The following is a 22,061-nucleotide window of genomic DNA, read 5'->3' as shown; positions in this document are numbered from 1 at the left end:
AGCACTCCCGACAGCTTCGCGCAAGTGCGCGGCAACGTCACCTGCGGTCGTAGGACCAGCCGAAAATGCCGCTCCGCCGCGTCTCCGGTTCCGGCCCGGCGGCAGGCGGCGGCGCCTCCTTCAGTTCCGCTTGCGGCGGCGCCGGTAGGGTCTCGCACGTCATGGCGTAGACCAGCTTGCCATCCGCGGTACGCCGATCGGGGCACAGGGATCGGGACGCGTCTTCGTGGTCTTCGGCGCTTTGGCTTGCGCCGCTGACGGGGACACCATCAGCAGCAGGACCTCACAGGGACTACCCGCCCTGCCCTCCCATCTCGTACCGACGCTGCCGCGTCCACCGCAAGCCCGGCTCGCGAGCGTGACGACCACAAGATCGCCCCTCTTGGATGAGCCGGGATGGACGACATATGCGCCAAAACCGAATTTCGGTAAGGTGGAATGTTTTTACGCGAGTGGATTGACAGAGTGCGACACAGGCCCGACCCCTAGGTTGGATGAAGCGCAGCGACATCCGGGTTTCCCCAAGCAATGTCCGGAGTAGGCTGCGCTGACCCGGGCTACGGGAGCACCAACGCATCAAAAAAGGGCGACACAAGCACCGCCCTTTCGTGCAACCCAATCCAGGTAGCGTCGAAAACCGTCGCTCGACGTGGCCGGTACTAGTAGCCGGGATCGTAATAGAACGGACTGCCGCCGCCATAATAACCCTGACCGCCGTAATAGCCTTGCCCCCCGTAGTAAGGACGCGAGCCGTAATAATAGCGGTTCTCGTAATAGTCTCGGCGCCGGCTCTCGGCGATCGCACCACCGATCACGCCCGCCGCAAGGCCCATGAAGGCGAGACCGGCAGCGTTCGGGCCGCGCCGATAGTAGCGACGGCGGGCTGCGCTGAAATCGGTGACGTCGGAGGAGCCCTGCCCGGCGGTGACAGGCTTCGCGGATGCCGGTTCAGCCGGCGACGCCGCAGCCGAGGGCGACGCGGAGCTTGCGACCAATGCCAGGCTAGTGAACGCGGCCAGCACCATGTTGCGGCCGGCTGCAGAAATCATGGCTCTAACAGTCATTTTGACCTTCCTATGCCCTTGCCTGAGTTCTTGCCCAATGAAGAGATATGCAACCCTGTTTAATGCGCAAACCATTGAGATGGTTTCACGTTCGCGGCAATCTGCCACGCTTTGAACGATTGTAAATCAACGGCCAAATCGTAGCTTGAACCATCGAACCTGAGCGGATAATGAACAGCCGCGCCTTTTTCGGTCGCCGTAAGCGTTTTACGTGAACCAACGCATCAACCGACGCTGTCGGGATCGATGCCATTTGCAGGTTCACCGTGATCGACGCGTCCTTTTCCCCTAGAGAATCAGATGATTGCGGTTCGCAAACTGCCGGCGCGCTATGCGCCGATCGTGATGCCATTTGTGCTGTCCATCCTTATGACGGCCGTGGTGTCGGTCATTTCCACGCTTCGAAGCCTCGGCCCAACGCCGGCATTCCTCGCGACGTGGCCAGGCGCCTGGGCGCTGTCCTGGCTGGTCGCCTTTCCGACGCTGCTCTTGGTACTGCCGATGGTCCGGCGCATCGTGAGGCTGCTCGTCGCGTCCCCATCTCAACCAGGCGGATAACCGGCGCGGACGGCGGTGGACCCGCCGTCCCGCCTCCAAGCGACTTTACGACAGCGCACCGAGCACGCCGCGCGTGGCCTTGTCGATCTCCTCGACATAGCGGCGGCGGGCGAAGGTTTCGGTGAGGAAGCCGACCACCTTGCGGCTGTCGGTGGAATCGACCACCGCCAGCATTTCGGCCTCCGCCTCGTCGAACACTGCCATCGCCGACTTCACGTTCATTTCCGGAATCAGCACGATGTCGATCAGGCGGGCGAGCTCGATCACCTGGATCTCGTCGGCGATGGTATCGAGGTCGCCGGAGAACAAATCCGGCAGCAGGACGAGGCCGACATATTCGTCGGCATTGTTGACGATGACGATTCCCGGCCGCGAGCCCAGCGCGAATTCGCGGCGCACCGCGGCGATCGTCGTGGTCGAGGGCACCTTGCCGACGTCGGAGCGCATCAGCCGCTCCACGGTGAGATTGCGCAGCCAGCCGACGTCGTTGGCGCTGCGTATGGTTTCGCCGCGCAGATGCAGGCGCCAGGTCGAGAAGGAGTGACCGAACATGAAGCGGACGCAGATCGAGGTGACGATGCAGCCGGCGAGCACCACGGCGGTGACGTCGACATTGCGGGTCATCTCGAGCACCAGGAACGACATGGTCAGGGGGCCGCCGACGATGGCGACACCGAGCGTCGCCATGCCCGTCAGCATCGCGACCAAGGGATCGATCGCAAAATTCGGACTGATCAAGAGCAGCACCGCGGCAAAGAACTTGCCGATCAGACTGCCGACGAACAGCGAGGCGAAGAACAAGCCGCCGCGGAAGCCCGAGGCGAGCGAAATCAGGCAGGCGGTCACCTTCAAGGCGATGATCAGCGCGATCATGCCGATCGCCATCTCGTGAAAGAGATCGAGCACCATGGCGCCATGGCCGGCCGCCAGCACCTGCGGCGTGACGATCGCGAAACCGCCGACAATGAGGCCGCCAAACACCGGCCGCAGCCAAACCGGCAGCCATTTGAATAGCCGCTCGAACATCGGCGAGGAGCGCATCACGGCGATGCCGACGCCGCTGGTGATGAGCGCGAGCCCGATCAGCGCCAGGTATTGCTCGACGCCGACGGCGCTGACCTTGGGTATCTCCAACGAATAGGGCGCGCCGCCGAGCCACTGCGCGGTCAACGCGCCGGCGAGCGAGGCAGCCAGGATCGGCGCCGCGCTGCCGACCGAATAAACGCCGACGATCAGCTCACAGGCATAGAACGCGCCCGTGATCGGCGCACCGAACGCCGCCGCGATCGCCGCGGCAGCGCCGCAACCGACCATCAGGCGCAGATCGTTGCGGCGCAGATTGAAGAACTTGCCGAACAACGAGGCGATACCCGAGCCGATCTGGGTGTAGCCGGCCTCGAGGCCGACGGACGCACCGCAACCGTTCGAGATCAGCGTCTGGCTCGACACCACCACGCTGTCGCGCATCGACAGATTGCCGCCACGCAGCGCATTCGCCTCGATCGGATCGACCGCGCTCGAAATCTTCATGCGCCGCCGCGACCATTCCATGATGCCGAGCGCAAGCCCCCCGAGCGCAGGCGCGAGCAGCGCGGCCCAGGGACTCACATAGGCGTTGGACGAGAGGCGCACGTCGATGGGGATGCCGTAAATCACCACATGCGCGATCTGCGCGATCTCGGCCATCAGCGTCACGACCGCGCCGGCCAGCGTGCCGATCACCAGCGCCAGCGGGATCAGGTAGAACTCGTTGCTGCGCAACAGGGCGCGGAGCCGAACCATGGTGCGGTTCGTCCCCTTGCCATCGACGAGATGCCTGATCCGCACGAACACCTTCTGTCCTACTCTTCCGACAGGCCGTAGCCGGCCATGCGCTGGCGGACCCGCTCGATCTCGTCGCTCGGAAGCAACGGCGGTTGTCCGATCTGGAGGCAGCCGTGATATTGCCGCGCCAGTGTCTCGACCTCCACCGCCAGCCACATTGCCTTGTCCAGCGTCTTGCCGATCGCGATCATGCCGTGATGGTCGAGCAGGCAGGCAAGCCGCCCCTCCAACGCCCGCACAGCATGGTCGGATAGCTCCACGGTTCCGAACGTCGCATAGGGCGCGCATCGGATGCTGTCGCCGCCCGCCGCCGCGATCATGTAGTGCACCGGCGGAATCTCCATGCCCATGATCGCCAGGATGGTGCAATAGGTCGGATGAGCGTGCACGACGGCGTTGACGTCCGGCCGCGACTTCAAGATATCGCGATGAAACCGCCATTCGCTCGACGGCTTTTGATCGGCCGCGTGTGCGCCGTCCATGGCCATGAAGACGATCTGGTCCGGCATCATGGCCTCATAGGGCACGCTTGTCGGCGTGACCAGAAGCCCGTCCACATGCCGGACAGAGATATTGCCCGAGGTGCCCTGGTTGATACCGAGCGCGTTCATGCGCCGGCAAGCGTCGATGATAGCCTGTCTCTTGGCGAGCTCGTCCGCAGTCATCGACATCCCGATTTCCTGACGCTGGGCTTGTTAGACCGGAAGTACGTCAAAGCAACATGGCAGTGCAAGCGAAAGCGGCCCGGATCCGGTATCGCCTTGGCGAGGCTCCTGCCAAACCACGAAATGGACGACAGAATCAATGGATTCACCTGATATCGCAGTCCTACGACAGGCTGGTCCGAACGGCCACAATCCCGTTGAGCACGAACTGCACGGAATAGGCGGCGAGCAGCATGCCGAGGACGCGCGAGAGCACGGCGTTTCCGGTGCGGCCCAAGGTGCGCGCGATCAGGTGAGCCGAGACGAAGCACAGCATGCAGAGCAGGCAGACCGAGAGGACGACCGCGATGATGATCGCGAGCCTCGCCCCGTGGCCGGCATCGCCTGACAGGAGCAGCGTGGTCGCAATCGCGCCGGGGCCCGCCATCATGGGAATGGCCAGGGGAAATACCGCGACATCGGAGACGTGCTCGGCCGTCGCCTTGTCGGCCTCGCGGGCCTCGCGATGCGGACGATCGCCGAAGATCATCTGGTAGGACACGCCGAACAGCAGCAGCCCGCCGGCGATCTGGAAGGCGGGGATGCCGATCCCGAGTTGGCGGAGCAGCCAGTTTCCGACCAGCGCGATCACCACCAGGATCGAGGCCGCGATCAGCGGCGCGCGCCAGGCGATCGTACGCTTGGCAGTGTCGGGCATGCCAGCCGTAGCAGCCAGAAACGCCGGCACGAGACCAACGGGATCGACGACCAGCAGCAGCGTCACGAAGGCGGACAGGGAGAAATCAATCATGAGGGTTTCTCCCGGTGGACTTATTCAAGCGCCCAGCAATAACAAAAGTTAAGAGCGGTGCGGGGCAAAAAGATCAAGCAGTTCAATTGCAAAGCAACCATTCTCCACGATTGCCGTTGCACTTGTCATCAAGACACAAACAGAAGCACCGAGACAATTGCACGAGCCCCGTTCCAGAATTGATCCGCACGATCCCGTCGCCTGCAGCCGCTGGGCACTTCGATTAGGGACAAACGTCCGAGAACTCAAGGCTGCGATCCATCAATTCGGCAGCGCCGCAGACGCGGTTGCTTACGGTCTTCAGCAGTGGCGGCGCAGCGCATCGCGTGGCCAATGGCAAGGCCGCAGCGGCGCGCCACAGGTGGGCATTCTCTCCGATTCCATGATTGCGCGCGGCGAACAGCTCGCCTCGGTCGCCTTGACCTGCGTCAGCGCAATCGGCCTCGTCGCGGGCGCGGTGCCGCGGGTTCTGCCCGCAGCGCCCGAAGCAGATATCGATGCTTACCTCGACGGCCTCGACGGCCTTCTCGTCGGTGGCGGGCAGACCAATGTCCATCCCTCCCGCTATGGGCAAACGGCTGACGAGGCGCGCGACGGCCCGTTCGATGAATTCCGCGATGAGGTCGCACTTCGCCTGATCCCGAGGACGCTTTCGCGGGGCATCCCCGCACTTTTTATCTGCCGCGGCATCCAGGAGCTGAACGTCGCCCTTGGCGGCACGCTGATAAAGGAGCCGGATGATCTGCCCGAGGATAAACGCCACGGCACGCCGAAAGCAGACAATGAGGATGCCCGCTACCGGCTGCGGCAGAAGGTGACACTGCGCAAGGGTGGCATGTTGCAGCAGATCTGCGGCGAGGACGACCTCCTGGTGAATTCGCTGCACAGCTTCCTGATCGCCGATCTGGCTCCGGGCCTCGTCGCGGAAGCCGTGGCCGAGGACGGCGCGATCGAAGCCGTCAGCGTCGAAGGCGCGAGCGGCTTTGCACTCGGCACCCTCTTTCATCCGGACTATTGGGCAAGCACGGACCGTGCATCGGCGCGCATCCTCTCGGCCTTTGGAGACGCGGTTCGCCAGCGTGCGAAGACGCAAGGGGCAGCCTAGACATGCATCGCTACCGCTTCGGCATCGAGGAAGAGTACTTTCTGGTCAATCGCCAATCGGCGGCCCCACGCTCCGAACTGCCCAAGCCTTACATGGTTGTGGCCCAGAAACGCCTCGGCGAGCGCCTGACCACCGAAATCCTGCAATCGCAGATCGAGGTGGCGACGCCGCCGCTGGCATCTTCGGCGGACGCGATCGCGGAGCTTGCGCGATACCGCTCGGTTCTGGCCGAGGTCGGCAAGGACCACGGCGTCGGCATCATCGCCGCAGGCACCCATCCGCTGGCCCAGCCGCAGCAGCAACGCATGACGCAAAAGCGCCGCTACAGCAAAGTCATCAGCGACCTCGGAATGGTCGGCCTCGGCAACCCGATCAGCGGATTGCACGTCCATGTCGAGGTGCCCGAGCCTGATCAGCGCGTCGAGATCATGCATCGTCTGGTGCCGTTCCTGCCGCTGCTGCTGGCGCTCTCGACCTCGTCGCCGTTCTGGTGCGGCTATCCCACTGGATTGCTGGGCTACCGCAATGCCGCTAACGACGCCCTGCCCCGCACCGGCTTCCCCGAGATGTTTCGGAACCTTGCTGAATACGAGACCTATGTGAAGACGTTGGTGGACGCAGGCATCGTCCCCAACGCGACCTATGTCTGGTGGGCGCTGCGGCCCTCGCTGCAGCATCCGACTCTCGAACTGCGCATCACCGACTGCTGCACAGCGATCGCGGATTCGGTGGCGATCGCGGCGCTATTCCGCGCCCTCGTCCGGCACGCCATCCATCATCCCGATCTGAATGCCACCTATTCGGCGGTGCACCGCGCGCTGATCGAGGAAAACCGCTGGCGCGCCCAGCGCTATGGAACCGACGGCACCTACATCGATCTGGTGTCGTTCGAACCGGTTTCGTTCAGGAGCTGGCTCGAGGCGGTGATCGCGAAGCTGGCGGGCGACATCGCGCACTTGGGCATCGAAGACGACATCCAGCATCTCAAGACCATTCCCAAGCGCGGCACTTCGGCGCATCTTCAGCTCGAATATTTCCGCGGCCTGAGGAAATTCGGCCGGTCGCCATGGGAAGCCATCGGCGACGTGACGAAATGGCTGCGGACCTCGACTGAGGCGGGTGATTTCACCGCGCGGGGCAGCGAGCCGAAGGGAGCGCCGTTACGGCAGTCAATGCCGGATCTGGTCTGACGCGGCGGTGGGCGGTCGGATGGAACGACGTTTCGGTCGCCGACTTAGCTCAGCATGATCGCAATGGACATCGGTGGAGACCAATCATGAGCGATAACGGAGTTAGCATGCTGCTGGGTCACGCCTCGGCCCAAATGCTTTGGCTCTGGTTCATCGGCGCGTTCGTGCTCGGCGGCGTCCTCGTCTATGGCGTGATGAAGGCCGGCCACCTGCGCGGCGGCGAGCGCGCACGGCTCGATCGCGCGACGGAGGAGCGGCAGCGCCAGGAAGATCCCCACAAGCGCCCGACCTGAGCGACCGAACGCCGGTTGCAGTTTGGAACTTTCGTTCGTCAAACGGCTTTGATCGCCTGAGGATTGAGGAGGGCGAGGCCCTCCCGTGTCACCTCATGAGGAGGACGTATGGCTAAAAAAGCGAAGAAGCGCACAAGCAAGAAGACCGCGGCGCGGCGGCCGCGTCAGGCGCCAAAAATGCTCAGCGACCTGTTTCTGGAGACGCTGAAGGACATCTATTTCGCCGAAAACAAGATCATCAAGACCTTGCCCAAAATGGCGAAGGCAGCGCAGTCGAAAGAGCTGGCCGCCGCCTTCAACAAGCACCTGCGCGAGACCCAGGGCCAGGTCAAGCGGCTGGACCAGATCTTCAAGATGCTGGGCAAGCCTGCACGCGGCAAGCCCTGCGAAGCCATCAACGGCATTACCGACGAGGGCGCCGAGATCATGAAGGAGTTCAAGGGCGCGCCGGCGCTTGATGCGGGACTGCTCGCGGCCGCCCAGGCGGTCGAGCATTACGAGATCTCCCGCTACGGTACGCTGCGCACCTGGGCCGAGGAGCTCGGCATGCAGGACGCAGCAAGGCTGTTGCAGGCGACGCTGGACGAGGAAGAGGCGACTGATCACACGCTGACGGAGCTCGCGACCTCCGTGATCAATCTCGAAGCCGAAGAAGAGTATCGCGCCGCGGCCTGATGAGTTGCGCCTGCCCTACGGAACGCCGCGGCCTATGCCGCGGCGTTTGCTTTTCGGATCGCATGATCTGCATGGCACGTCCGCGCCGCCGGGCTGGCATTCCCGGGAACCAGCCCCATATGCTGACTTTCCCACCGCCGAGCCTCCATCATGCAACCGAAAAATCCCCTCGACTGGATGCTGTCCGAAGCCCTGGACTCGCTGACGCGCGCCGAACGGCTGCGCCAGCAGTTCGGCCGCCAGGAAGCCTGCTGGGAGCCGCCGATCGACGTGCTCGAGACCGAGCGTGAGCTCCTGATCCTGGTCGCGCTTCCCGGCGTCAATCCCGACAATGTCGAGACTGTCATCCATGACGGGGTGCTCGTCATCTCCGGCCAGCGCACCCTTCCGCCGGAGCTTCGCAACGCCCGCATCCATAGGCTCGAGCTGCCGCAGGGGCGTTTTGAGCGCCGCATTGCATTGCCCCTCGGCCGCTACGTCATCAGCCGCTTCGTGATGGACGGCTGCGTCGCGCTGCGCCTTGCCAAATCCTGAGGTCGATCATGGCCACCGAACAGATGAACAACGAACAGAACAATAACGAAGTGAAGATCCCCGACGACGCGCTGATCGTCATCCCCGTGCGCGAGATGGTGCTGTTCCCCGGCGCCATCGCCCCGATCACGATCGGCCGTGCCAAGTCGATCGCCGCCGCACAGCAGGCGCTGCGCGAGCAGCGGCCGGTCGGCATCGTCCTGCAACGCAGCCCCGAGATCGAGGAGCCCGGACCGGACGACCTCTACCGGGTTGCGACCATCGCCAACATCGTGCGCTACATCACCGCGCCCGACGGCACCCACCACATCGTCTGCCAGGGCGTGCAGCGCGCGCGCATCCTCGACTTCCTGCCGGGAACGCCATTCCCGGCTGCGCGTATCCAGCAGATCCCCGAGCCCACCACGACATCGCCCGAGATCGAGGCGCGCGCGCTTAATCTGCAGCGCCAGGCGATCGAGGCGATCGAGCTGCTGCCGCAGGCCCCGCCCGAGCTCGCGGCCATGTTCCAGGGCACCACCGCGCCCGGCGCGCTGGCGGATCTGGCGACCTCGTTCATGGACATCAAGCCGCAGGACAAGCAGGAGGTGCTTGAGACCATCGACCTCGCCTTGCGCGTCGAGAAGGTGTCGAAGCATCTGGCCGAGCGGCTGGAGGTGCTGCGCATCTCCAACGAAATCGGCCAGAAGACTCGCGCCAGCTTCGACGAGCGGCAGCGGGAGGCGATCCTGCGCGAGCAGATGGCGACCATCCAGCGCCAGCTCGGCGAAGGCGACGGCAAGGCGGCCGAGGTCGCCGAGCTGACGTCTGCCATTGCCAAGGCCAACATGCCTCCCGAGGCAGACGCGCACGCCAAGAAGGAGCTGCGCCGCTACGAACGGATGCCTGAGGCCGCCGGCGAAGCCGGCATGGTCCGTACCTATCTCGACTGGCTGATCGAGCTGCCCTGGGCCCTGCCCGCGGAGAAGCCGATCGACATCAAGGAGGCCCGAGCCATTCTGGATGCAGACCATTTCGGCCTGGAGAAGATCAAGAGCCGGATCATCGAATATCTGGCGGTGCGCAAGCTCGCGCCGCAAGGCAAGGCGCCGATCCTGTGCTTCGTCGGCCCGCCTGGAGTCGGCAAGACCTCGCTCGGCCAATCCATCGCGCGTGCGATGGACCGCCCCTTCGTGCGCGTCAGCCTGGGCGGCGTGCATGACGAGGCCGAGATCCGCGGTCACCGGCGCACCTATATCGGCGCGCTGCCGGGCAACATCATCCAGGGCATCAAGAAGGCGGGCAGCCGCAACTGCGTCATGATGCTGGACGAGATCGACAAGATGGGCCGCGGCGTGCAGGGCGATCCATCGGCTGCCATGCTTGAGGTGCTCGACCCCGAGCAGAACGGGACATTCCGGGACAATTACCTGGGCGTGCCCTTCGACCTGTCGCGCGTGGTGTTCATCGCGACCGCCAACATGCTCGACCAGATCCCCGGTCCGCTGCTGGACCGCATGGAGCTGATCAGCCTCACCGGCTACACCGAGGACGAGAAGCTGGAGATCGCGCGCCGCTATCTGGTGCGGCGGCAGCTCGAGGCCAACGGCCTCTCGGCGGAGCAGGCCGAGATCGAGCCGGAGGCGCTGAAGCTGGTGGTCAAGGGTTACACCCGCGAAGCCGGCGTGCGTAACCTCGAGCGCGAGGTCGGCAAGCTGTTCCGGCATGCCGCGGTGCAGGTCGCCGAGGGCACGGCTGCCAAGGTCGTTGTGACGCCGAAGGACATCGCCACCGTGCTCGGCCAGCCGCGCTTCGAAGGCGAGATCGCACAGCGCACCAGCATTCCGGGCGTGGCCACCGGCCTTGCCTGGACGCCTGTTGGCGGCGATATCCTGTTCATCGAAGCGTCTCGTGTCCTTGGCAAGGGCGGGATGATCCTGACCGGCCAGCTCGGCGAGGTCATGCGCGAGAGCGTGCAGGCTGCGCTGACGCTGGTGAAGAGCAAAGCGCCGCAGCTCGGCATCGACCAGTCGCTGTTCGAGAAGAGCGACATCCACGTTCACGTCCCGGCGGGGGCAACTCCGAAGGACGGGCCGAGCGCGGGCGTTGCGATGTTCACGGCGCTGACGTCCCTGCTCACCAACCGCACGGTGCGCAGCGACACCGCAATGACCGGCGAGATCTCGCTGCGCGGCCTGGTGCTGCCGGTCGGCGGCATCAAGGAGAAGGTGGTCGCAGCCGCGGCCGCCGGCCTGAAGCGGGTGATGCTGCCGGCGCGCAACAAGCGGGACTATGACGACATCCCGAAGAGCGCGCGGGACAACCTCGAATTCATCTGGCTGGAGCGCGTCGACGAAGCCATCGCCGCGGCGCTCGAGCCGGTCGAGGCCCAAGCCCATGCGCAAGTCGACGCGAAGGTCGAAGCGGCGGAGTGACTGCGATGAACAAACTGTTGGAAAAAGCGAAGGATGCGACGGCAACGCAGCGGCTGCGCCAGTCGCTCGATCGCGCGATCGACGGGGTTCGCGATGCGCTGGCGGCGCCCGGGCCGCAGCTTCAACCCATTCCTATCAGGGTGAAGCGCCGCAAGGGTTGAGCCCTCCGTCTCAAGTCCTCGCGGCTGCCCCAAACAAAAGGCCCCCTCTACCCAAGGGGGCCCTTTGCCTCGTTAGCCCACCGCGTCCTTGGCGGCCTTGACCGGACGGGCGCGGACGATCTTGCGGGCCGGCTTGGCCTTGAACATCATCTCTTCACCCGTGAACGGGTTGGTGCCCTTGCGTGCCTTGGTCGCGGGCTTCTTGATGACCACGAACTTGGCGAATCCCGGCACCAGGAACAGGCCGTTCTTCTTGAGCTCCTTGTGACCGACGTCGGTCAGCGTCTCCATGACGCTCTTGACGTCGCGCTTGGAAAGCTCGGTGGTGGTCGCAATCTTTTCGATCAGCTGCGATTTGGACATTTGGGTTGCCATCGTGTCTCCTCTGATTCGTGACGGCTGCATATTAGACCAACCGGCGAAGGCCTATAGCCTTCTGCACAGTTTTGTCGCGGTTTTACGGGCTTTTTTGGCCCTCTGCGGCAAAAAACCCTGCTTTTTAGCTACTTCCGGAGCGGGAGAAGCCTCAGGCAGCGGATTTTGCCTTGTTTCAAAGGCCCGCACGCAGCCTGCTAAAGCTGATTCGCTGCTTTCGACAAGCGACGACCGGCCTCTTGTATGAGGCCGGTCGCGTTTCACCCTGGAAAATAAGGCTAGATGCGCTCGATGATGACGGCGGGCGCCATGCCGCCGGCGGCGCACATGGTGACGAGACCACGCTTGAGATCGCGCCGTTCGAGCTCGTCGAGCACGGTGCCGATCAGGATCGAGCCGGTGGCGCCGATGGGATGGCCGAGGGCGATCGAGCCGCCATTGACGTTGACCTTGGCGCGGTCGAGCTTGAGGTCGCGGATATATTTTTCCGCCACCACCGCAAAGGCCTCGTTGATCTCGAACAGGTCGATGTCATCAATGGTCAGGCCCGCCTTCGCCAGCACCTTGCGCGTGGCCGGCACCGGCGCGTTCAGCATCAGGGTCGGCGAGTCCCCCATGTTCGCCATCGCGACGACACGGGCGCGGGCTTTAAGGCCATGCGCCCTGGCGTAAGCGGGCGAGGCCAGCAGGATCGCGGCGGCACCATCGACGACGCCCGAGGAGTTGCCGGCGTGGTGCACGAAGTCGATGTTCAGGTCCGGGTACTCCTGCAGGATCAGGCCGCGATAGGTTGTGCCCTTGTCGTCGAGGGCGTAGTCGGCGACCGCGGGGAATGCCGGCTTCAGGCTGCTGAGGCCCTCCATCGTGGTCTGCGGCCGCGGATACTCCTCGTGGTCGAGCGCGAGGCTGCCGTCCTCGCGGTGGACGGGCACGAGGCTCCTCTTGAAGTGCCCGTTCGCAATGGCATGCGCTGCGCGCTTCTGGCTTTCCAGTCCGAGCGCGTCGACATCCCTTCGGCTGATGCCTTCCATCGTCGCGATCGCGTCGGCGCAGACGCCCTGATGCGACTGCGGATGCCGCGCGCGCAGGCGCAGATTGCCGTTGTCCATCATCATCGGGCCGGAGCCGCGGCGTCCCTCCATCGACATCATCTCGCAGCCGCCGGCGATGACGAGGTCTTCCGCGCCTGCCATGATCGAGGCGGCCGCCATGTTGACGCTGGTGATGCCGCTTCCGCAGAAGCGGTCGAGCGTCACGGCGCTGGCGCGCACGTCATAGCCGGCATCGAGCGCCGACATCCGGCCGAGATCGCCGCCCTGCGTCGCCACCTGCGCGCTGCAGCCCCAGACGATGTCGTCGACGTCGGCCGTATTGATGCCGGTGCGGCTCGCGAGCGCGCGCAGCACGGTTGCGCCCAGCTGCTGCGGATGAATGCCCGACAGCGCTCCCTTGCCGGCCTTGCCGACGCCGCGCGGGGTCCGGCAGGCATCGATGATCAGCGCGTCAGCCATTGGCGTTGTCCTCCTGTTGAGAGTGTTGAGGACGGTTCTGAATAAGGCGGAGAGGAGAGTCAATGCGCGGCGTTTGCCGATTCTCACGTGGATTTTCCGCTGCGCGGTTAGCGCTGAAAGCCTCCACGACGTGATGGCCGGGCCCCCGGCCATCCACGCATTGCCACGCCGCACTGAGAAAGATGCCCGGGCCTTCGCCTCGCCGAAGCGGCTTCGGCCGCGCAGGCGGGACAAGCCCGCGCCATGACGACCGATCCCGCCGCTACGCCCCCGCGGCGTTCTTTGCGATCACGTTGCGATAGAAACTGGCGCTGAGTTTCGGCGTGCGGACCTGGGTGTCGAAATTGACGTGATACAATCCGAAACGCTTGTTGAGCCCATACACCCACTCGAAATTGTCCATCAGGCTCCAGAGGAAATAGCCGCGCACCGGCACGCCCTCGCTGGTGGCGCGCTGGAGCTGGGCGAGATAGTTGCGCAGATACATGATGCGGTCGGTGTCGTAAATCTTGCCGTCCGGCGTTACGACGTCGTCGCCGGACGCGCCGTTCTCGCTGATATAGATCGCATCCGTCTTCCATATCTTCGCCGCCAGCTTCGGTACCCAATAGAGCGTCTCGGGCCCGACGCGCAGCCAGTCCGAATTCATGTGCGGAAACGATTTCGGAATCGGCAGCGGCATGAAGCCCGCGCCCTGGTCGGAGGCCACCACGTAGTTCTGCGGCGCATAGATGTTGAGGCCGAGAAAATCGACCGGCGAGGAGATGATCTTCAGCTCCGCATCGGTGAATTTCGGCGCGGTCGGCCCGGCGAATTTCAGGAAAGCGTCGGTATAGCGCCCCGTCATGATGACGTTGAGATAGCCGGCATTCATTTCGCGCAGCGCGATCTCGGCGGCGCGGACGTTCTCCGGCGTATCGATCGCGGGCGCGCACGCATCGATGTTCTCCGCCGGCCCCACTTTGGTCTTGCGCCGACCATGGGCGCGCACCGCCTGCACCGCGAGCCCGTGCGCCAGCGCGCTGTTGTGCCTGATCTGGTTGACCTCGGCCTGCGGCAGCGTCAATCCCGGAGCGTCGATCCCGATGCCGTAACCGAAATAGACGAAGCGGCCGCTCTCGTTTAGCGTGAAGACGTTTTTGACGCGGTCGGTCAGATGCTTTGCGACATAGGCGGCGTAGTCGCCGAAGATCTTGCAGGTTTCAGTCGAGCGCCAGCCGCCGAAGCGATCCTGAAGCGATTGCGGCAGGTCCCAATGATAAAGCGTCAGCCACGGCTCGATGCCGTTCTTCAGGAGCTCGTCAATGAGCCGGTTATAGAAGTCGAGCCCCTTCGGGTTCGGCCTGCCGTCGCCGTCCGGAAACAGCCGCGGCCAAGCCACCGAAAAGCGATAGGCCTTGCAGCCGAGCGCCTTGATGAGCGCGATATCCTCCTTATAGCGGTGATAATGCTCATTGGCGCGGTCGCCGGTGGTGCCGTCCTCGATCTTGCCGGGGATGCGCACGAACTTGTCCCAGATCGAGGCCCCTCGCCCGTCCTCGTTGACCGCGCCCTCGACCTGGTAGGACGAGGTCGCCGTGCCCCAGACGAAGCCCGCCGGAAAGCCGCCGCGCGGCGCCGCTGCCGGTTTGGCCTTTGCTGCATCGAGCGGACCGGTCAAACCGGCGGCGGACAGCCCTGCGATTTTCGCGAACCGGCGACGCGAGACCTTGTCCGACATTGATGCTCCTCCGCTTTCCGAGCTGTTGCGGGCGCACAATGGCGAGTCCAGGGCGGTTTGAGAAGCAAGCTTGAGGGAATGCCGGATGCAGAATTGCGCGGTCTGGGGCGCGACATATGGATGCGGGCCAGCCGACGCGCTGACTTCCGTGATCAGCGCGAGCGCTTCGGCAACTTTGGCAGCTTGCCGGGATTGAACGCAGGGCGCGGCTCGGCCCGTTCATGTGCCGGCGGCTGCTGTTCGGTGAGAACGAGCGTTCCCTGGAGGACCATTCCCGGCACTTGCTGCGCCGTCGCGGTGTAAGTCGCGATCTTGCCGGGGCAGTTTCCCTCGATATCCAAAATGAGCTCGTGGTCTACGCCGAACACCGTTGCCCGTCCGTCGGTATGACGCTTCGTCGACACGGTGGCGGTGAAGCGATCTCCGTCGACCTGACAGGAGCCGCGATAGGTCATCAGGCTGTCACGGCCCTAAATCTGTCCGTCCGCGACATGGACGATCCCGGTGCCCTGGTTGAGCGGCGTCTTGTACCACGCCGCATACCTCCCGTCCTTCAGCATGGGAGCGCCGTCTCCCCTGACATTCCCCCACGATAATCCGCATGATTAGCGCAAAGAAAGCGTTAATCACGCGGCCCGTGCCATTCCGGCCGCTGCTTGCGCAGCTCGGCTTCAAGCTCCTCGACGATGCCGTGAAGCAGACACGCGGCGAGCGGATCCGTAACCTCCCGCTCCAAACGCCGATAACGCGCGATCTGGCATTCCCGCTCTCTCAACTGGCGCTCTGTCATCACACCGGCCCTCCGACAAACTGACGCGGAGATCCCCGAGCGGTTTCGTTAAAATTTTCGGATCATTTGACATGGTTTCTGATTGGTAAAGACAACGCCGCGCGGAGCGGAGCCAAATCATCCCAGGGGCGGCCTCTCGCTCAAGAGGACAGCCGAAGCCAGACGTCCTTGCTTGCCAGCGTGCCATCCGGCGTGGCGATCTCCATGTCCACGACGTGCAGGGAGCCGGGCTCGTCTTCATAGATGTACCTGAGGTGCCACATCAGACCCAGCTCCGGTGAAATGACAAAATCGTCCAATGCGTCGGTAATATCCCGAACGGCCTCGCGATGCGCCAGGGGCCCGGAAAACATCGCATCGATCAAGTCGGCGAGGCTCATGCCCTCGACGAGCATAAGTCGGGCGATCTCGTCACCGTAGGCATGTCGAAGCGCTGAAACGATCGAAGCGACGGCATCGGGATTCTTCAACGACACGGTAAGGCAGGCCTCCGAAGCCATCATGCCGGAGGCGGAATATTCTGCAAGTTCAGCGAACGCCATCGCAGAACAATGGGCGCAGCTTCCCGCCTCCCCGCTGGGTGCCGGAACTTCCGGCAGCTCGCCTGAATGACTGCAGAACGCGCCGAGTCCTACAGACGCGGTACCCGTGCCTAGAACGTCACCCGCATCCCCGCATAGAATGCACGCGGCCGTGCAGGGCTGAGCGAGCGCGGGTCGGTGAAGTCGTTGCCGCCATTGGTGAAGTTGGGCAGGGCTCCCCTGTCGAAGAATTGTCCATAGGTCGCGTAGCGCTTGTCGAAGATGTTGTCGATCTTGCCGTAGAGCTGGATGTTCTTCGTCACCTGATAAGAGGTGTGGAGATTGAACACCGTATAAGACGGCAGCTTGGTGTACTGGTTCGACTCGTCGCCAACCAGATACTGGCTGGAGACGAACAGCGCATTGCCGCCGACCTTCCAGACGTCGGTCACGGCATAGTCGATACCGACCTTGACACGATGGCGCGGGATCGCGGGGAGCTGGTTGCCGGGCCTGACCTGGATGGTGTCGGTGGCCGGATCGGCAAATGGACTTTCGGATCCGAGCTCGAGCGGATCGAGAAAGCGCGCGTCGACGAAGGCGTAGCTCGCCTGGAACTGGAGCGTGGGCGACTTGATGTTGATTTCGGCCTCGAAGCCCTGTCGCCTGGTCCGGCCGACATTGGAGAAATAGCCGAAGCCGGTTCGCCCGACCACGGGGACCGCGACGATGTCGTCATGGTTGGTGGCGCGGAAGCCGCCGATTTTCCAGCCGAGGGTGCCGATGTTCAGCTCCTTGGTGCCGCGGAAGCCGGCTTCCACGGTCTTGGAGACGACCTGCTTGAGCGGCGGGTCGGAGACCAGAAAGGCCGCAAGGAGGCACGGACGGGCCGGATCGGAGCAGCCGAGCTCGAGCGGTGTCGGCACACGGTTGGCCTCGGAATAGCCGGCATAGGCGGTCAGCTCCGGCGTGATCTTGTAGGTGCCGCCGATCACCGGATTGAAGCGGGTGAAGGTATGATCGCCGTTGAGATCGGTCCCGAGCTGGTCCTCTAACGAAATCCGCGCCACGTTGAAGCGGCCGCCACCCGTAACGGCGAAGGCGTCCGTTACGTTGAACGTGTCCATCGCATATAGGCCGTTATATTGATTGACGGTCCGCAGCGAGACGGGACCGGCGACTGTCGTCGGCTGGCCGGTCGGCCCCAGGAAGAGGCTGCTGCCGCTGACGAGGTAGTTTTCCCCGATCGAGCCGATCTCGGCGGTGGCGTTGTAGCGCGTGACGCCAGCGTCATAGCTCGCGCCGATTACGAAGCGGTTGTCGTGCCCGAACAATTGATCGGTGTTGGTGGCCTGCCCTGACACGCCGAAGCTGGTCGAACTTATCGTGCTCCGATCGATCTCGCCCAGGATGGTTCCCAACGGAAACGGATTGACGAGCTGCGCGCCGTTCGTGCCATTCGCCGGCGTCGCATCGTCGCCGAAGCACAGCAGCCCCACAACCGCGCATTCCTGCGTGTCGGTCGGATTGCCGTCGACCAGCCTCTGTTCGTACCTGCGCACATGCGCGGCGCCCTCCAGCGTCCAGGTCGGCGTCGGATCGGCCTTGCCCGTTAGATTGAGATAGCCGACGCGGTTGGACGTGGTCTGCGGCGTGGTGTAGGTCGCACCCCAATATTTGTCGAGCAGCTCGGCGGGAACCGTGGCGCTGGCGCCGAAATCGTTCTTGGCGACGCCCATATTGGCGTGGAATTCACTGTCACCTGCCTTGTAGCCGACGTCCCCGTAAAAGCGCCGTACGGTCGATTGGGAGAAATTGCGGAAGCCGTCGTCGCGCAGGCCTTCCAGCGCGGCGTAGACACCATAGTTCTTGTCGACCTGCTTCCCCCATTGCGCCGAGCCCTGGATGCGGCCGAACGAGCCGCCCATCACGTCGATCTCGGCGCCCTGATAGGTAAAACCGTCCTTCATTTGCAGATTGAGCGCGCCGCCCAACGCGTTGAGGCCAAAGGCGGGATTGTTGGTCACCAGCGTCACCGACCTGATTGCGGCGGTCGGGATCAGGTCCCAATTGACGGCATCCGAGAAGGCTTCGTTGATGCGGACGCCGTTCTGATACACGGCAAGGCCTTGCGGTGTGCCCGTTACGGGCGAAGCGACGAAGCCCCGGAATTCGACATCCGGCTGGAACGGATTGCCGGTGACTTCGGTGATGTTGACGCCGGCGATGTTGTCGCGCAGCGCGTCGGTGATGTTCAGCGATCCGGTGCGCCTGATCTGGTTCGGATCGACGGCGTTGATCGCCGACGGCACCTTGTCGACATCGAGACCTCTGCCGGTGCCCGGCGCAGTCGGGTAGACGTAGATGCGCGTCCGGGGACTGGCGGACGACGCGGCGCCGATGCGCGCGACCGGCCGCGTCGGCGCGCTACGCCTCGCCAGCGACGGCGGCGGCGCCGTCACCTCGACCGGCGGCAGATTCTGGACATTGGTTTCCTCGTCTGGCGCGGCCCCGGCGGGGCTGGCGAACACCAGCCCTGAGACCAGACCAGTCGACACCGAGACCATCAACAAACCACGCTTGAACGAAACAACCTTGCCCATCCCGCCTTCCCATCCGTGACCATCGGCTGTTTTGCTCTTCGCCGATTGGTCGAGACGAGTGTATTCGGCCACATCGGGTGCGCCAGCCACAAAAGGTCGGGCAATATCGGCTCCCTTTCTCCCGACCAAATCGGGAATTTTTCCCGATCACTTCGGGCGCGCTCAGGCAGCCGCCGTTGGAACCAGCGCCTCGACGGTCAGTCCGCCGTCGCCGGAGATGACGTCGAGCGTGCCGCCCAGCGCCAGAATTCGCTCGCGCATGCCGACGAGGCCGAAGCCCAGCTTCTGACCCGGCTCCATGCCGCGGCCATTGTCGCTGACCCGCACCCGGGCGCAAAAGCGACCGTCGTGCGTCATCTGCTCCACCGGCTCGATGACAACATTGACCGAGGTCGCGCCGGCATGGCGGAACACATTGGTGAGCGCCTCCTGCACGATGCGGTAGATGGTGAGGTCGGCGGTCTCGCCGGTGACCCCAAGCGACGGCGAGATCACGGTCTCTATCGCGACATCGGGATGCGACTCCCGCCACAGCCGCGAAAGCGATTCCAGCGCCTGACGCAGGCCGAGCTCGGCGAGGCCGACGGGCCGGAGGCGTTCTAGCACGCGACGATTGAACTGCTGCAGCGCGTTGATCTGCTCCAGCATAGCGCTGCCATGTTTTCGCACGGCCTCCGCACTCGGGACGCGCCCATCCGCCTGCTTGGCCAGCGCGCCGGCATGCGCGCGCAGCGAGAACAGATACGGCCCGAACTCGTCATGGAGCTCGCGGGCGATCTCCTTGCGCTCGATGTCCTGGAGCGACACCGCTCGCTCGGCGAGGCGGCGCTTGTCCTCGACGGCCTCATGAAGCGTTGCGGCCAGGTGGTTGAGCTTGGTGCAGATCGCGGCGAGCTCCGGCGCGCCGCCCGGCGTGACACGGGCCTCGTAATGTCCGCCTTCGAGCTTCCCCATGGCCTCCGCCAGCGACTGCAGCGGTGCCAGCGCCCGGCCGACCACATTCATCATCAGGAAAAACAGCGCCAGCGCGATCACCGAGCCGACCTCGAGCTGGGTCACGATGCCGTCCCAGATCTCGGCGATCTCGTCATCCGGATGCGAGGTGATCAGGAGCGAGCCGGGCCTGCCATGGATCGAGACCGGCACGCTCACCGCGGTCTGCTCGGGATGAACCAGGCTGACGAACCAGGCCGGCGGCCCGCGCGTGTCGGCATCGGTGTCAAGCCGGGGCGGCGTCTGCGGATTACCGCCGGCATCACGGAGCGTGATGCTGACATGGCGCAGACGGCTGAGGTCGCGCGCGATCTGGTTCAGCCTGGCATCCGGATCGGGCGCCTCGTTGAGGTCGGCCACGATCATCTCGATGAACTCGCGCGCGAGCCGGATCACGCTCTGATCCTCGGCCTGCACCCGCGGTCCGGCCTCCGCGACCTGGCGGCCGATATTGACGGCGAGCCCCAGGGCGAGCAGCAGCGCCAGCAACAGGTTGATGCGCCCGCGCAAGGATAGATTTTGCCACATTGGTATCGCTCGTTCCCCGCGAAGCTTTGGCCCCCGCCTGCCCGATGACGTTGACAGAGGCGAAGCGCCGGATATCTAATCGGAAGCGTACAGCAATCCCGGCCGGGTTGCATGAGGCGACATGAGACGCGCACGGCTCCATGTTCGGTAGCATGCGGCGCGACAACAGGCTGGCGCTGTCACAGGGAAACGCCTATGCGCATTCTGATCGTCGACGATCATCCCATTGTGGCCTCCGGCTGCCGCGCCGTGCTGGCGGACGAGGGCGAGATCGAGATTTTGGAGGCCGCCGACGCCGAAGACGGCGAGTGCGTCTTCATCGTCGAACGCCCTGACCTCTGCATCATCGACATCAACTTGCCGACCGTCTCCGGATTCGAGCTCGCGCGCCGCATCCTCGAGCGCGCGCCCGAGGCCCGCATCATCATGTTCAGCATGAACGACGACCCGGCCTTTGCCGCGCGAGCGATCGAATGCGGCGCCAAGGGCTACGTCTCCAAGACCGGCGATCCGGACGATCTCGTCGAGGCGATCCGCGCCGTCGGCGGCGGCGGCACGTACTTGCCGAGCGCGATCGCGCGCAGCATCGCCTTTGCAGGACCTGCGCTGGCGCAAAGTCCTCTGTCCAAGCTGAACGCGCGCGAGATGGAGATCCTGCGGCTGCTCAGCGCCGGAAAGAGCCTGTCGGAGATCGCCTGGCTGGTGCAGTCGTCGTACAAGACGGTCGCCAACACCTCGTCCATCATGCGCCAGAAGCTCGGGGTGAAGACCTCGGTCGAGCTGGTGCGGCTCGCGATCGCCAGCGGCGTTGCCTGACGCGGCGGCTGCCACAAATCCGGTCACACAAGCGTTGCAATATTGATGTGGTGAGATGCCACTGGAGCTAGGGCATGACGATTCAGACTGTCTCGACGAACAAATCCTACGGCGGCGTGCAGGGTGTCTATCGCCATGCGAGCCAGGCGACCGGAACCGACATGGTGTTCTCGGTCTATGTTCCTCCGCATGCCGACGGCGCCAGGCTGCCGGTGGTCTGGTATCTGTCGGGCCTCACCTGCACCCATGCCAACGTCACCGAAAAGGGCGAATTCCGCAAAGCCTGCGCCGAGCTTGGCCTGATCTTCGTCGCACCCGACACCTCACCGCGCGGCGCCGACGTGCCCGGTGATGCCAACAACGCGTATGATTTCGGCCTGGGCGCCGGCTTCTATGTCGATGCGACGCAGGCGCCGTTCGCGCGCAATTATCGGATGTGGAGCTATGTCACCGACGAACTGCCGAAGCTGGTCGCCGAGAACTTTCCGGTTGACGCCAAGCGGCAATCGATGATGGGGCATTCGATGGGCGGTCACGGCGCGCTGACCGTGGCGCTGCGCAACCCGCACCGCTATCGCGCCGCGAGCGCGTTCGCACCGATCGTGGCGCCCTCGCTCGTGCCTTGGGGCATCAAGGCGCTGACCGGCTATCTCGGGGTGAACAAGGACGCCTGGCGCGGCCACGACACGGTGGCGCTGATCGAGGACGGCGCGAAGTTTTCCGGCTTCCTGGTCGATGTCGGTGAGGCCGACAACTTCCTCAAAGAGCAGCTCAAGCCGGAGCTGCTTGAAGCCGCCTGCACCAAGGCGGGCATCCCGCTGACGCTGCGACGGCAGGCGGGTTACGATCACAGCTATTATTTCATCTCGACCGTCATAGGCGACCATCTGCACTGGCATGCGGAGAAGCTGAAGGGGTGATCTTTCTTACC

General features: G+C 64.2%; 21 protein-coding genes and 2 pseudogenes. 10 read left to right on the top strand and 13 right to left on the bottom strand.

What is annotated here, in order from left to right; all coding sequences use genetic code 11:
• Positions 1-37: 37 nt before the first annotated feature.
• Positions 38-270: pseudogene (locus IVB28_RS08710) on the bottom strand (hypothetical protein).
• Between the two features lie 389 nt (positions 271-659).
• Entirely contained in the window at positions 660-1,064 is a 405-nt protein-coding gene (locus tag IVB28_RS08705; RefSeq protein ID WP_247525662.1) for a hypothetical protein, read from the bottom strand.
• Positions 1,065-1,364: 300 nt separating this feature from the next.
• Here IVB28_RS08705 and IVB28_RS08700 point away from each other — a divergent pair, with 300 nt between their 5' ends.
• A complete protein-coding gene (locus tag IVB28_RS08700) occupies positions 1,365-1,622 on the top strand; it encodes a DUF2798 domain-containing protein (protein WP_247525661.1) in 258 nt (85 codons plus the stop codon).
• Positions 1,623-1,667: 45 nt separating this feature from the next.
• On the opposite strand, the gene IVB28_RS08695 is transcribed toward IVB28_RS08700, so the two are convergent.
• The 3 genes from IVB28_RS08695 to IVB28_RS08685 all read right to left on the bottom strand — a co-directional run bounded on the left by IVB28_RS08695 (position 1,668) and on the right by IVB28_RS08685 (position 4,901).
• Positions 1,668-3,455: a chloride channel protein gene (locus IVB28_RS08695; RefSeq protein WP_247525660.1), complete on the bottom strand. Its 1,788-nt coding sequence runs from the start codon at positions 3,453-3,455 to the stop codon at positions 1,668-1,670.
• A gap of 8 nt (positions 3,456-3,463) precedes the next feature.
• On the bottom strand, positions 3,464-4,117 hold the full coding sequence (locus tag IVB28_RS08690) for an L-fuculose-phosphate aldolase (RefSeq protein WP_247525659.1): 654 nt from the start codon (positions 4,115-4,117) through the stop codon (positions 3,464-3,466).
• A gap of 157 nt (positions 4,118-4,274) precedes the next feature.
• Positions 4,275-4,901 (bottom strand): MarC family protein, encoded by a 627-nt coding sequence (locus tag IVB28_RS08685; RefSeq protein WP_247525658.1) that lies wholly within the window; start codon positions 4,899-4,901, stop codon positions 4,275-4,277.
• A 361-nt stretch (positions 4,902-5,262) separates the two neighbouring features.
• Here IVB28_RS08685 and IVB28_RS08680 point away from each other — a divergent pair, with 361 nt between their 5' ends.
• The 7 genes from IVB28_RS08680 to IVB28_RS08650 all read left to right on the top strand — a co-directional run bounded on the left by IVB28_RS08680 (position 5,263) and on the right by IVB28_RS08650 (position 11,273).
• Complete coding sequence (locus IVB28_RS08680; protein ID WP_247525657.1) at positions 5,263-6,006, top strand: gamma-glutamyl-gamma-aminobutyrate hydrolase family protein; 744 nt, start codon at positions 5,263-5,265, stop codon at positions 6,004-6,006.
• Positions 6,007-6,008: 2 nt separating this feature from the next.
• On the top strand, positions 6,009-7,196 hold the full coding sequence (locus IVB28_RS08675) for a carboxylate-amine ligase (RefSeq protein WP_247525656.1): 1,188 nt from the start codon (positions 6,009-6,011) through the stop codon (positions 7,194-7,196).
• Between the two features lie 86 nt (positions 7,197-7,282).
• Positions 7,283-7,489 (top strand): hypothetical protein, encoded by a 207-nt coding sequence (locus IVB28_RS08670; protein WP_247525655.1) that lies wholly within the window; start codon positions 7,283-7,285, stop codon positions 7,487-7,489.
• A gap of 108 nt (positions 7,490-7,597) precedes the next feature.
• A complete protein-coding gene (locus IVB28_RS08665) occupies positions 7,598-8,164 on the top strand; it encodes a ferritin-like domain-containing protein (RefSeq protein WP_247525654.1) in 567 nt (188 codons plus the stop codon).
• 150 nt (positions 8,165-8,314) lie between these two features.
• The gene (locus IVB28_RS08660) at positions 8,315-8,698 is read left to right on the top strand and encodes an Hsp20/alpha crystallin family protein (RefSeq protein ID WP_247525653.1); all 384 of its coding nucleotides are present in this window, start codon (positions 8,315-8,317) and stop codon (positions 8,696-8,698) included.
• A gap of 8 nt (positions 8,699-8,706) precedes the next feature.
• Positions 8,707-11,112: an endopeptidase La gene (lon, locus tag IVB28_RS08655; RefSeq protein WP_247525652.1), complete on the top strand. Its 2,406-nt coding sequence runs from the start codon at positions 8,707-8,709 to the stop codon at positions 11,110-11,112.
• A 5-nt stretch (positions 11,113-11,117) separates the two neighbouring features.
• Entirely contained in the window at positions 11,118-11,273 is a 156-nt protein-coding gene (locus tag IVB28_RS08650) for a hypothetical protein (protein WP_247525651.1), read from the top strand.
• Positions 11,274-11,345: 72 nt separating this feature from the next.
• On the opposite strand, the gene IVB28_RS08645 is transcribed toward IVB28_RS08650, so the two are convergent.
• The 8 genes and pseudogenes from IVB28_RS08645 to IVB28_RS08610 form a co-directional block, all read right to left on the bottom strand.
• Positions 11,346-11,648: an HU family DNA-binding protein gene (locus tag IVB28_RS08645; protein ID WP_007601427.1), complete on the bottom strand. Its 303-nt coding sequence runs from the start codon at positions 11,646-11,648 to the stop codon at positions 11,346-11,348.
• Positions 11,649-11,926: 278 nt separating this feature from the next.
• The gene (locus IVB28_RS08640; RefSeq protein WP_247525650.1) at positions 11,927-13,159 is read right to left on the bottom strand and encodes an acetyl-CoA C-acetyltransferase; all 1,233 of its coding nucleotides are present in this window, start codon (positions 13,157-13,159) and stop codon (positions 11,927-11,929) included.
• A 262-nt stretch (positions 13,160-13,421) separates the two neighbouring features.
• Positions 13,422-14,879 carry a GH1 family beta-glucosidase gene (locus IVB28_RS08635; protein ID WP_247525649.1) on the bottom strand — a complete coding sequence of 486 codons (1,458 nt, stop codon included), beginning with the start codon at positions 14,877-14,879 and terminating at the stop codon, positions 13,422-13,424.
• Between the two features lie 152 nt (positions 14,880-15,031).
• Positions 15,032-15,439, bottom strand: a pseudogene (locus tag IVB28_RS08630) (hypothetical protein).
• Positions 15,440-15,501: 62 nt separating this feature from the next.
• Positions 15,502-15,669, bottom strand: coding sequence for a hypothetical protein (locus IVB28_RS08625; RefSeq protein WP_247525647.1), 168 nt, complete (start codon positions 15,667-15,669; stop codon positions 15,502-15,504).
• A 140-nt stretch (positions 15,670-15,809) separates the two neighbouring features.
• A complete protein-coding gene (locus tag IVB28_RS08620; protein WP_247528491.1) occupies positions 15,810-16,172 on the bottom strand; it encodes a hypothetical protein in 363 nt (120 codons plus the stop codon).
• A gap of 149 nt (positions 16,173-16,321) precedes the next feature.
• Positions 16,322-18,793, bottom strand: coding sequence for a TonB-dependent receptor (locus tag IVB28_RS08615; protein WP_247525646.1), 2,472 nt, complete (start codon positions 18,791-18,793; stop codon positions 16,322-16,324).
• A 162-nt stretch (positions 18,794-18,955) separates the two neighbouring features.
• A complete protein-coding gene (locus IVB28_RS08610) occupies positions 18,956-20,314 on the bottom strand; it encodes a histidine kinase (RefSeq protein ID WP_247525645.1) in 1,359 nt (452 codons plus the stop codon).
• Between the two features lie 195 nt (positions 20,315-20,509).
• On the opposite strand from IVB28_RS08610, the gene IVB28_RS08605 reads away from it, so the two are divergent.
• A complete protein-coding gene (locus IVB28_RS08605; protein ID WP_247525644.1) occupies positions 20,510-21,130 on the top strand; it encodes a response regulator transcription factor in 621 nt (206 codons plus the stop codon).
• A gap of 74 nt (positions 21,131-21,204) precedes the next feature.
• On the top strand, positions 21,205-22,050 hold the full coding sequence (gene fghA, locus IVB28_RS08600; protein WP_247525643.1) for an S-formylglutathione hydrolase: 846 nt from the start codon (positions 21,205-21,207) through the stop codon (positions 22,048-22,050).
• Positions 22,051-22,061 lie beyond the last annotated feature (11 nt).

The sequence above is a fragment of the Bradyrhizobium sp. 199 genome, from assembly GCF_023073355.1.
In the GTDB taxonomy this organism is placed as follows: Bacteria; Pseudomonadota; Alphaproteobacteria; order Rhizobiales; family Xanthobacteraceae; genus Bradyrhizobium.
The sequence above is the reverse complement of the archived record's forward strand: the minus strand, read 5'-3'. Positions and strand labels throughout refer to the sequence as shown.

What these genes read in the sequence shown, in the direction of transcription:
- IVB28_RS08705 (WP_247525662.1), bottom strand. Translation starts at nt 1,064, where the DNA reads ATGACTGTTAGAGCCATGATTTCTGCAGCCGGCCGCAACATGGTGCTG.
- IVB28_RS08700 (WP_247525661.1), top strand. Translation starts at nt 1,365, where the DNA reads ATGATTGCGGTTCGCAAACTGCCGGCGCGCTATGCGCCGATCGTGATG.
- IVB28_RS08690 (WP_247525659.1), bottom strand. Translation starts at nt 4,117, where the DNA reads ATGTCGATGACTGCGGACGAGCTCGCCAAGAGACAGGCTATCATCGAC.
- IVB28_RS08685 (WP_247525658.1), bottom strand. Translation starts at nt 4,901, where the DNA reads ATGATTGATTTCTCCCTGTCCGCCTTCGTGACGCTGCTGCTGGTCGTC.
- IVB28_RS08675 (WP_247525656.1), top strand. Translation starts at nt 6,009, where the DNA reads ATGCATCGCTACCGCTTCGGCATCGAGGAAGAGTACTTTCTGGTCAAT.
- IVB28_RS08670 (WP_247525655.1), top strand. Translation starts at nt 7,283, where the DNA reads ATGAGCGATAACGGAGTTAGCATGCTGCTGGGTCACGCCTCGGCCCAA.
- IVB28_RS08665 (WP_247525654.1), top strand. Translation starts at nt 7,598, where the DNA reads ATGGCTAAAAAAGCGAAGAAGCGCACAAGCAAGAAGACCGCGGCGCGG.
- IVB28_RS08660 (WP_247525653.1), top strand. Translation starts at nt 8,315, where the DNA reads ATGCAACCGAAAAATCCCCTCGACTGGATGCTGTCCGAAGCCCTGGAC.
- lon (WP_247525652.1), top strand. Translation starts at nt 8,707, where the DNA reads ATGGCCACCGAACAGATGAACAACGAACAGAACAATAACGAAGTGAAG.
- IVB28_RS08650 (WP_247525651.1), top strand. Translation starts at nt 11,118, where the DNA reads ATGAACAAACTGTTGGAAAAAGCGAAGGATGCGACGGCAACGCAGCGG.
- IVB28_RS08645 (WP_007601427.1), bottom strand. Translation starts at nt 11,648, where the DNA reads ATGGCAACCCAAATGTCCAAATCGCAGCTGATCGAAAAGATTGCGACC.
- IVB28_RS08640 (WP_247525650.1), bottom strand. Translation starts at nt 13,159, where the DNA reads ATGGCTGACGCGCTGATCATCGATGCCTGCCGGACCCCGCGCGGCGTC.
- IVB28_RS08635 (WP_247525649.1), bottom strand. Translation starts at nt 14,879, where the DNA reads ATGTCGGACAAGGTCTCGCGTCGCCGGTTCGCGAAAATCGCAGGGCTG.
- IVB28_RS08625 (WP_247525647.1), bottom strand. Translation starts at nt 15,669, where the DNA reads ATGACAGAGCGCCAGTTGAGAGAGCGGGAATGCCAGATCGCGCGTTAT.
- IVB28_RS08620 (WP_247528491.1), bottom strand. Translation starts at nt 16,172, where the DNA reads ATGATGGCTTCGGAGGCCTGCCTTACCGTGTCGTTGAAGAATCCCGAT.
- IVB28_RS08615 (WP_247525646.1), bottom strand. Translation starts at nt 18,793, where the DNA reads ATGGGCAAGGTTGTTTCGTTCAAGCGTGGTTTGTTGATGGTCTCGGTG.
- IVB28_RS08610 (WP_247525645.1), bottom strand. Translation starts at nt 20,314, where the DNA reads ATGTGGCAAAATCTATCCTTGCGCGGGCGCATCAACCTGTTGCTGGCG.
- IVB28_RS08605 (WP_247525644.1), top strand. Translation starts at nt 20,510, where the DNA reads ATGCGCATTCTGATCGTCGACGATCATCCCATTGTGGCCTCCGGCTGC.
- fghA (WP_247525643.1), top strand. Translation starts at nt 21,205, where the DNA reads ATGACGATTCAGACTGTCTCGACGAACAAATCCTACGGCGGCGTGCAG.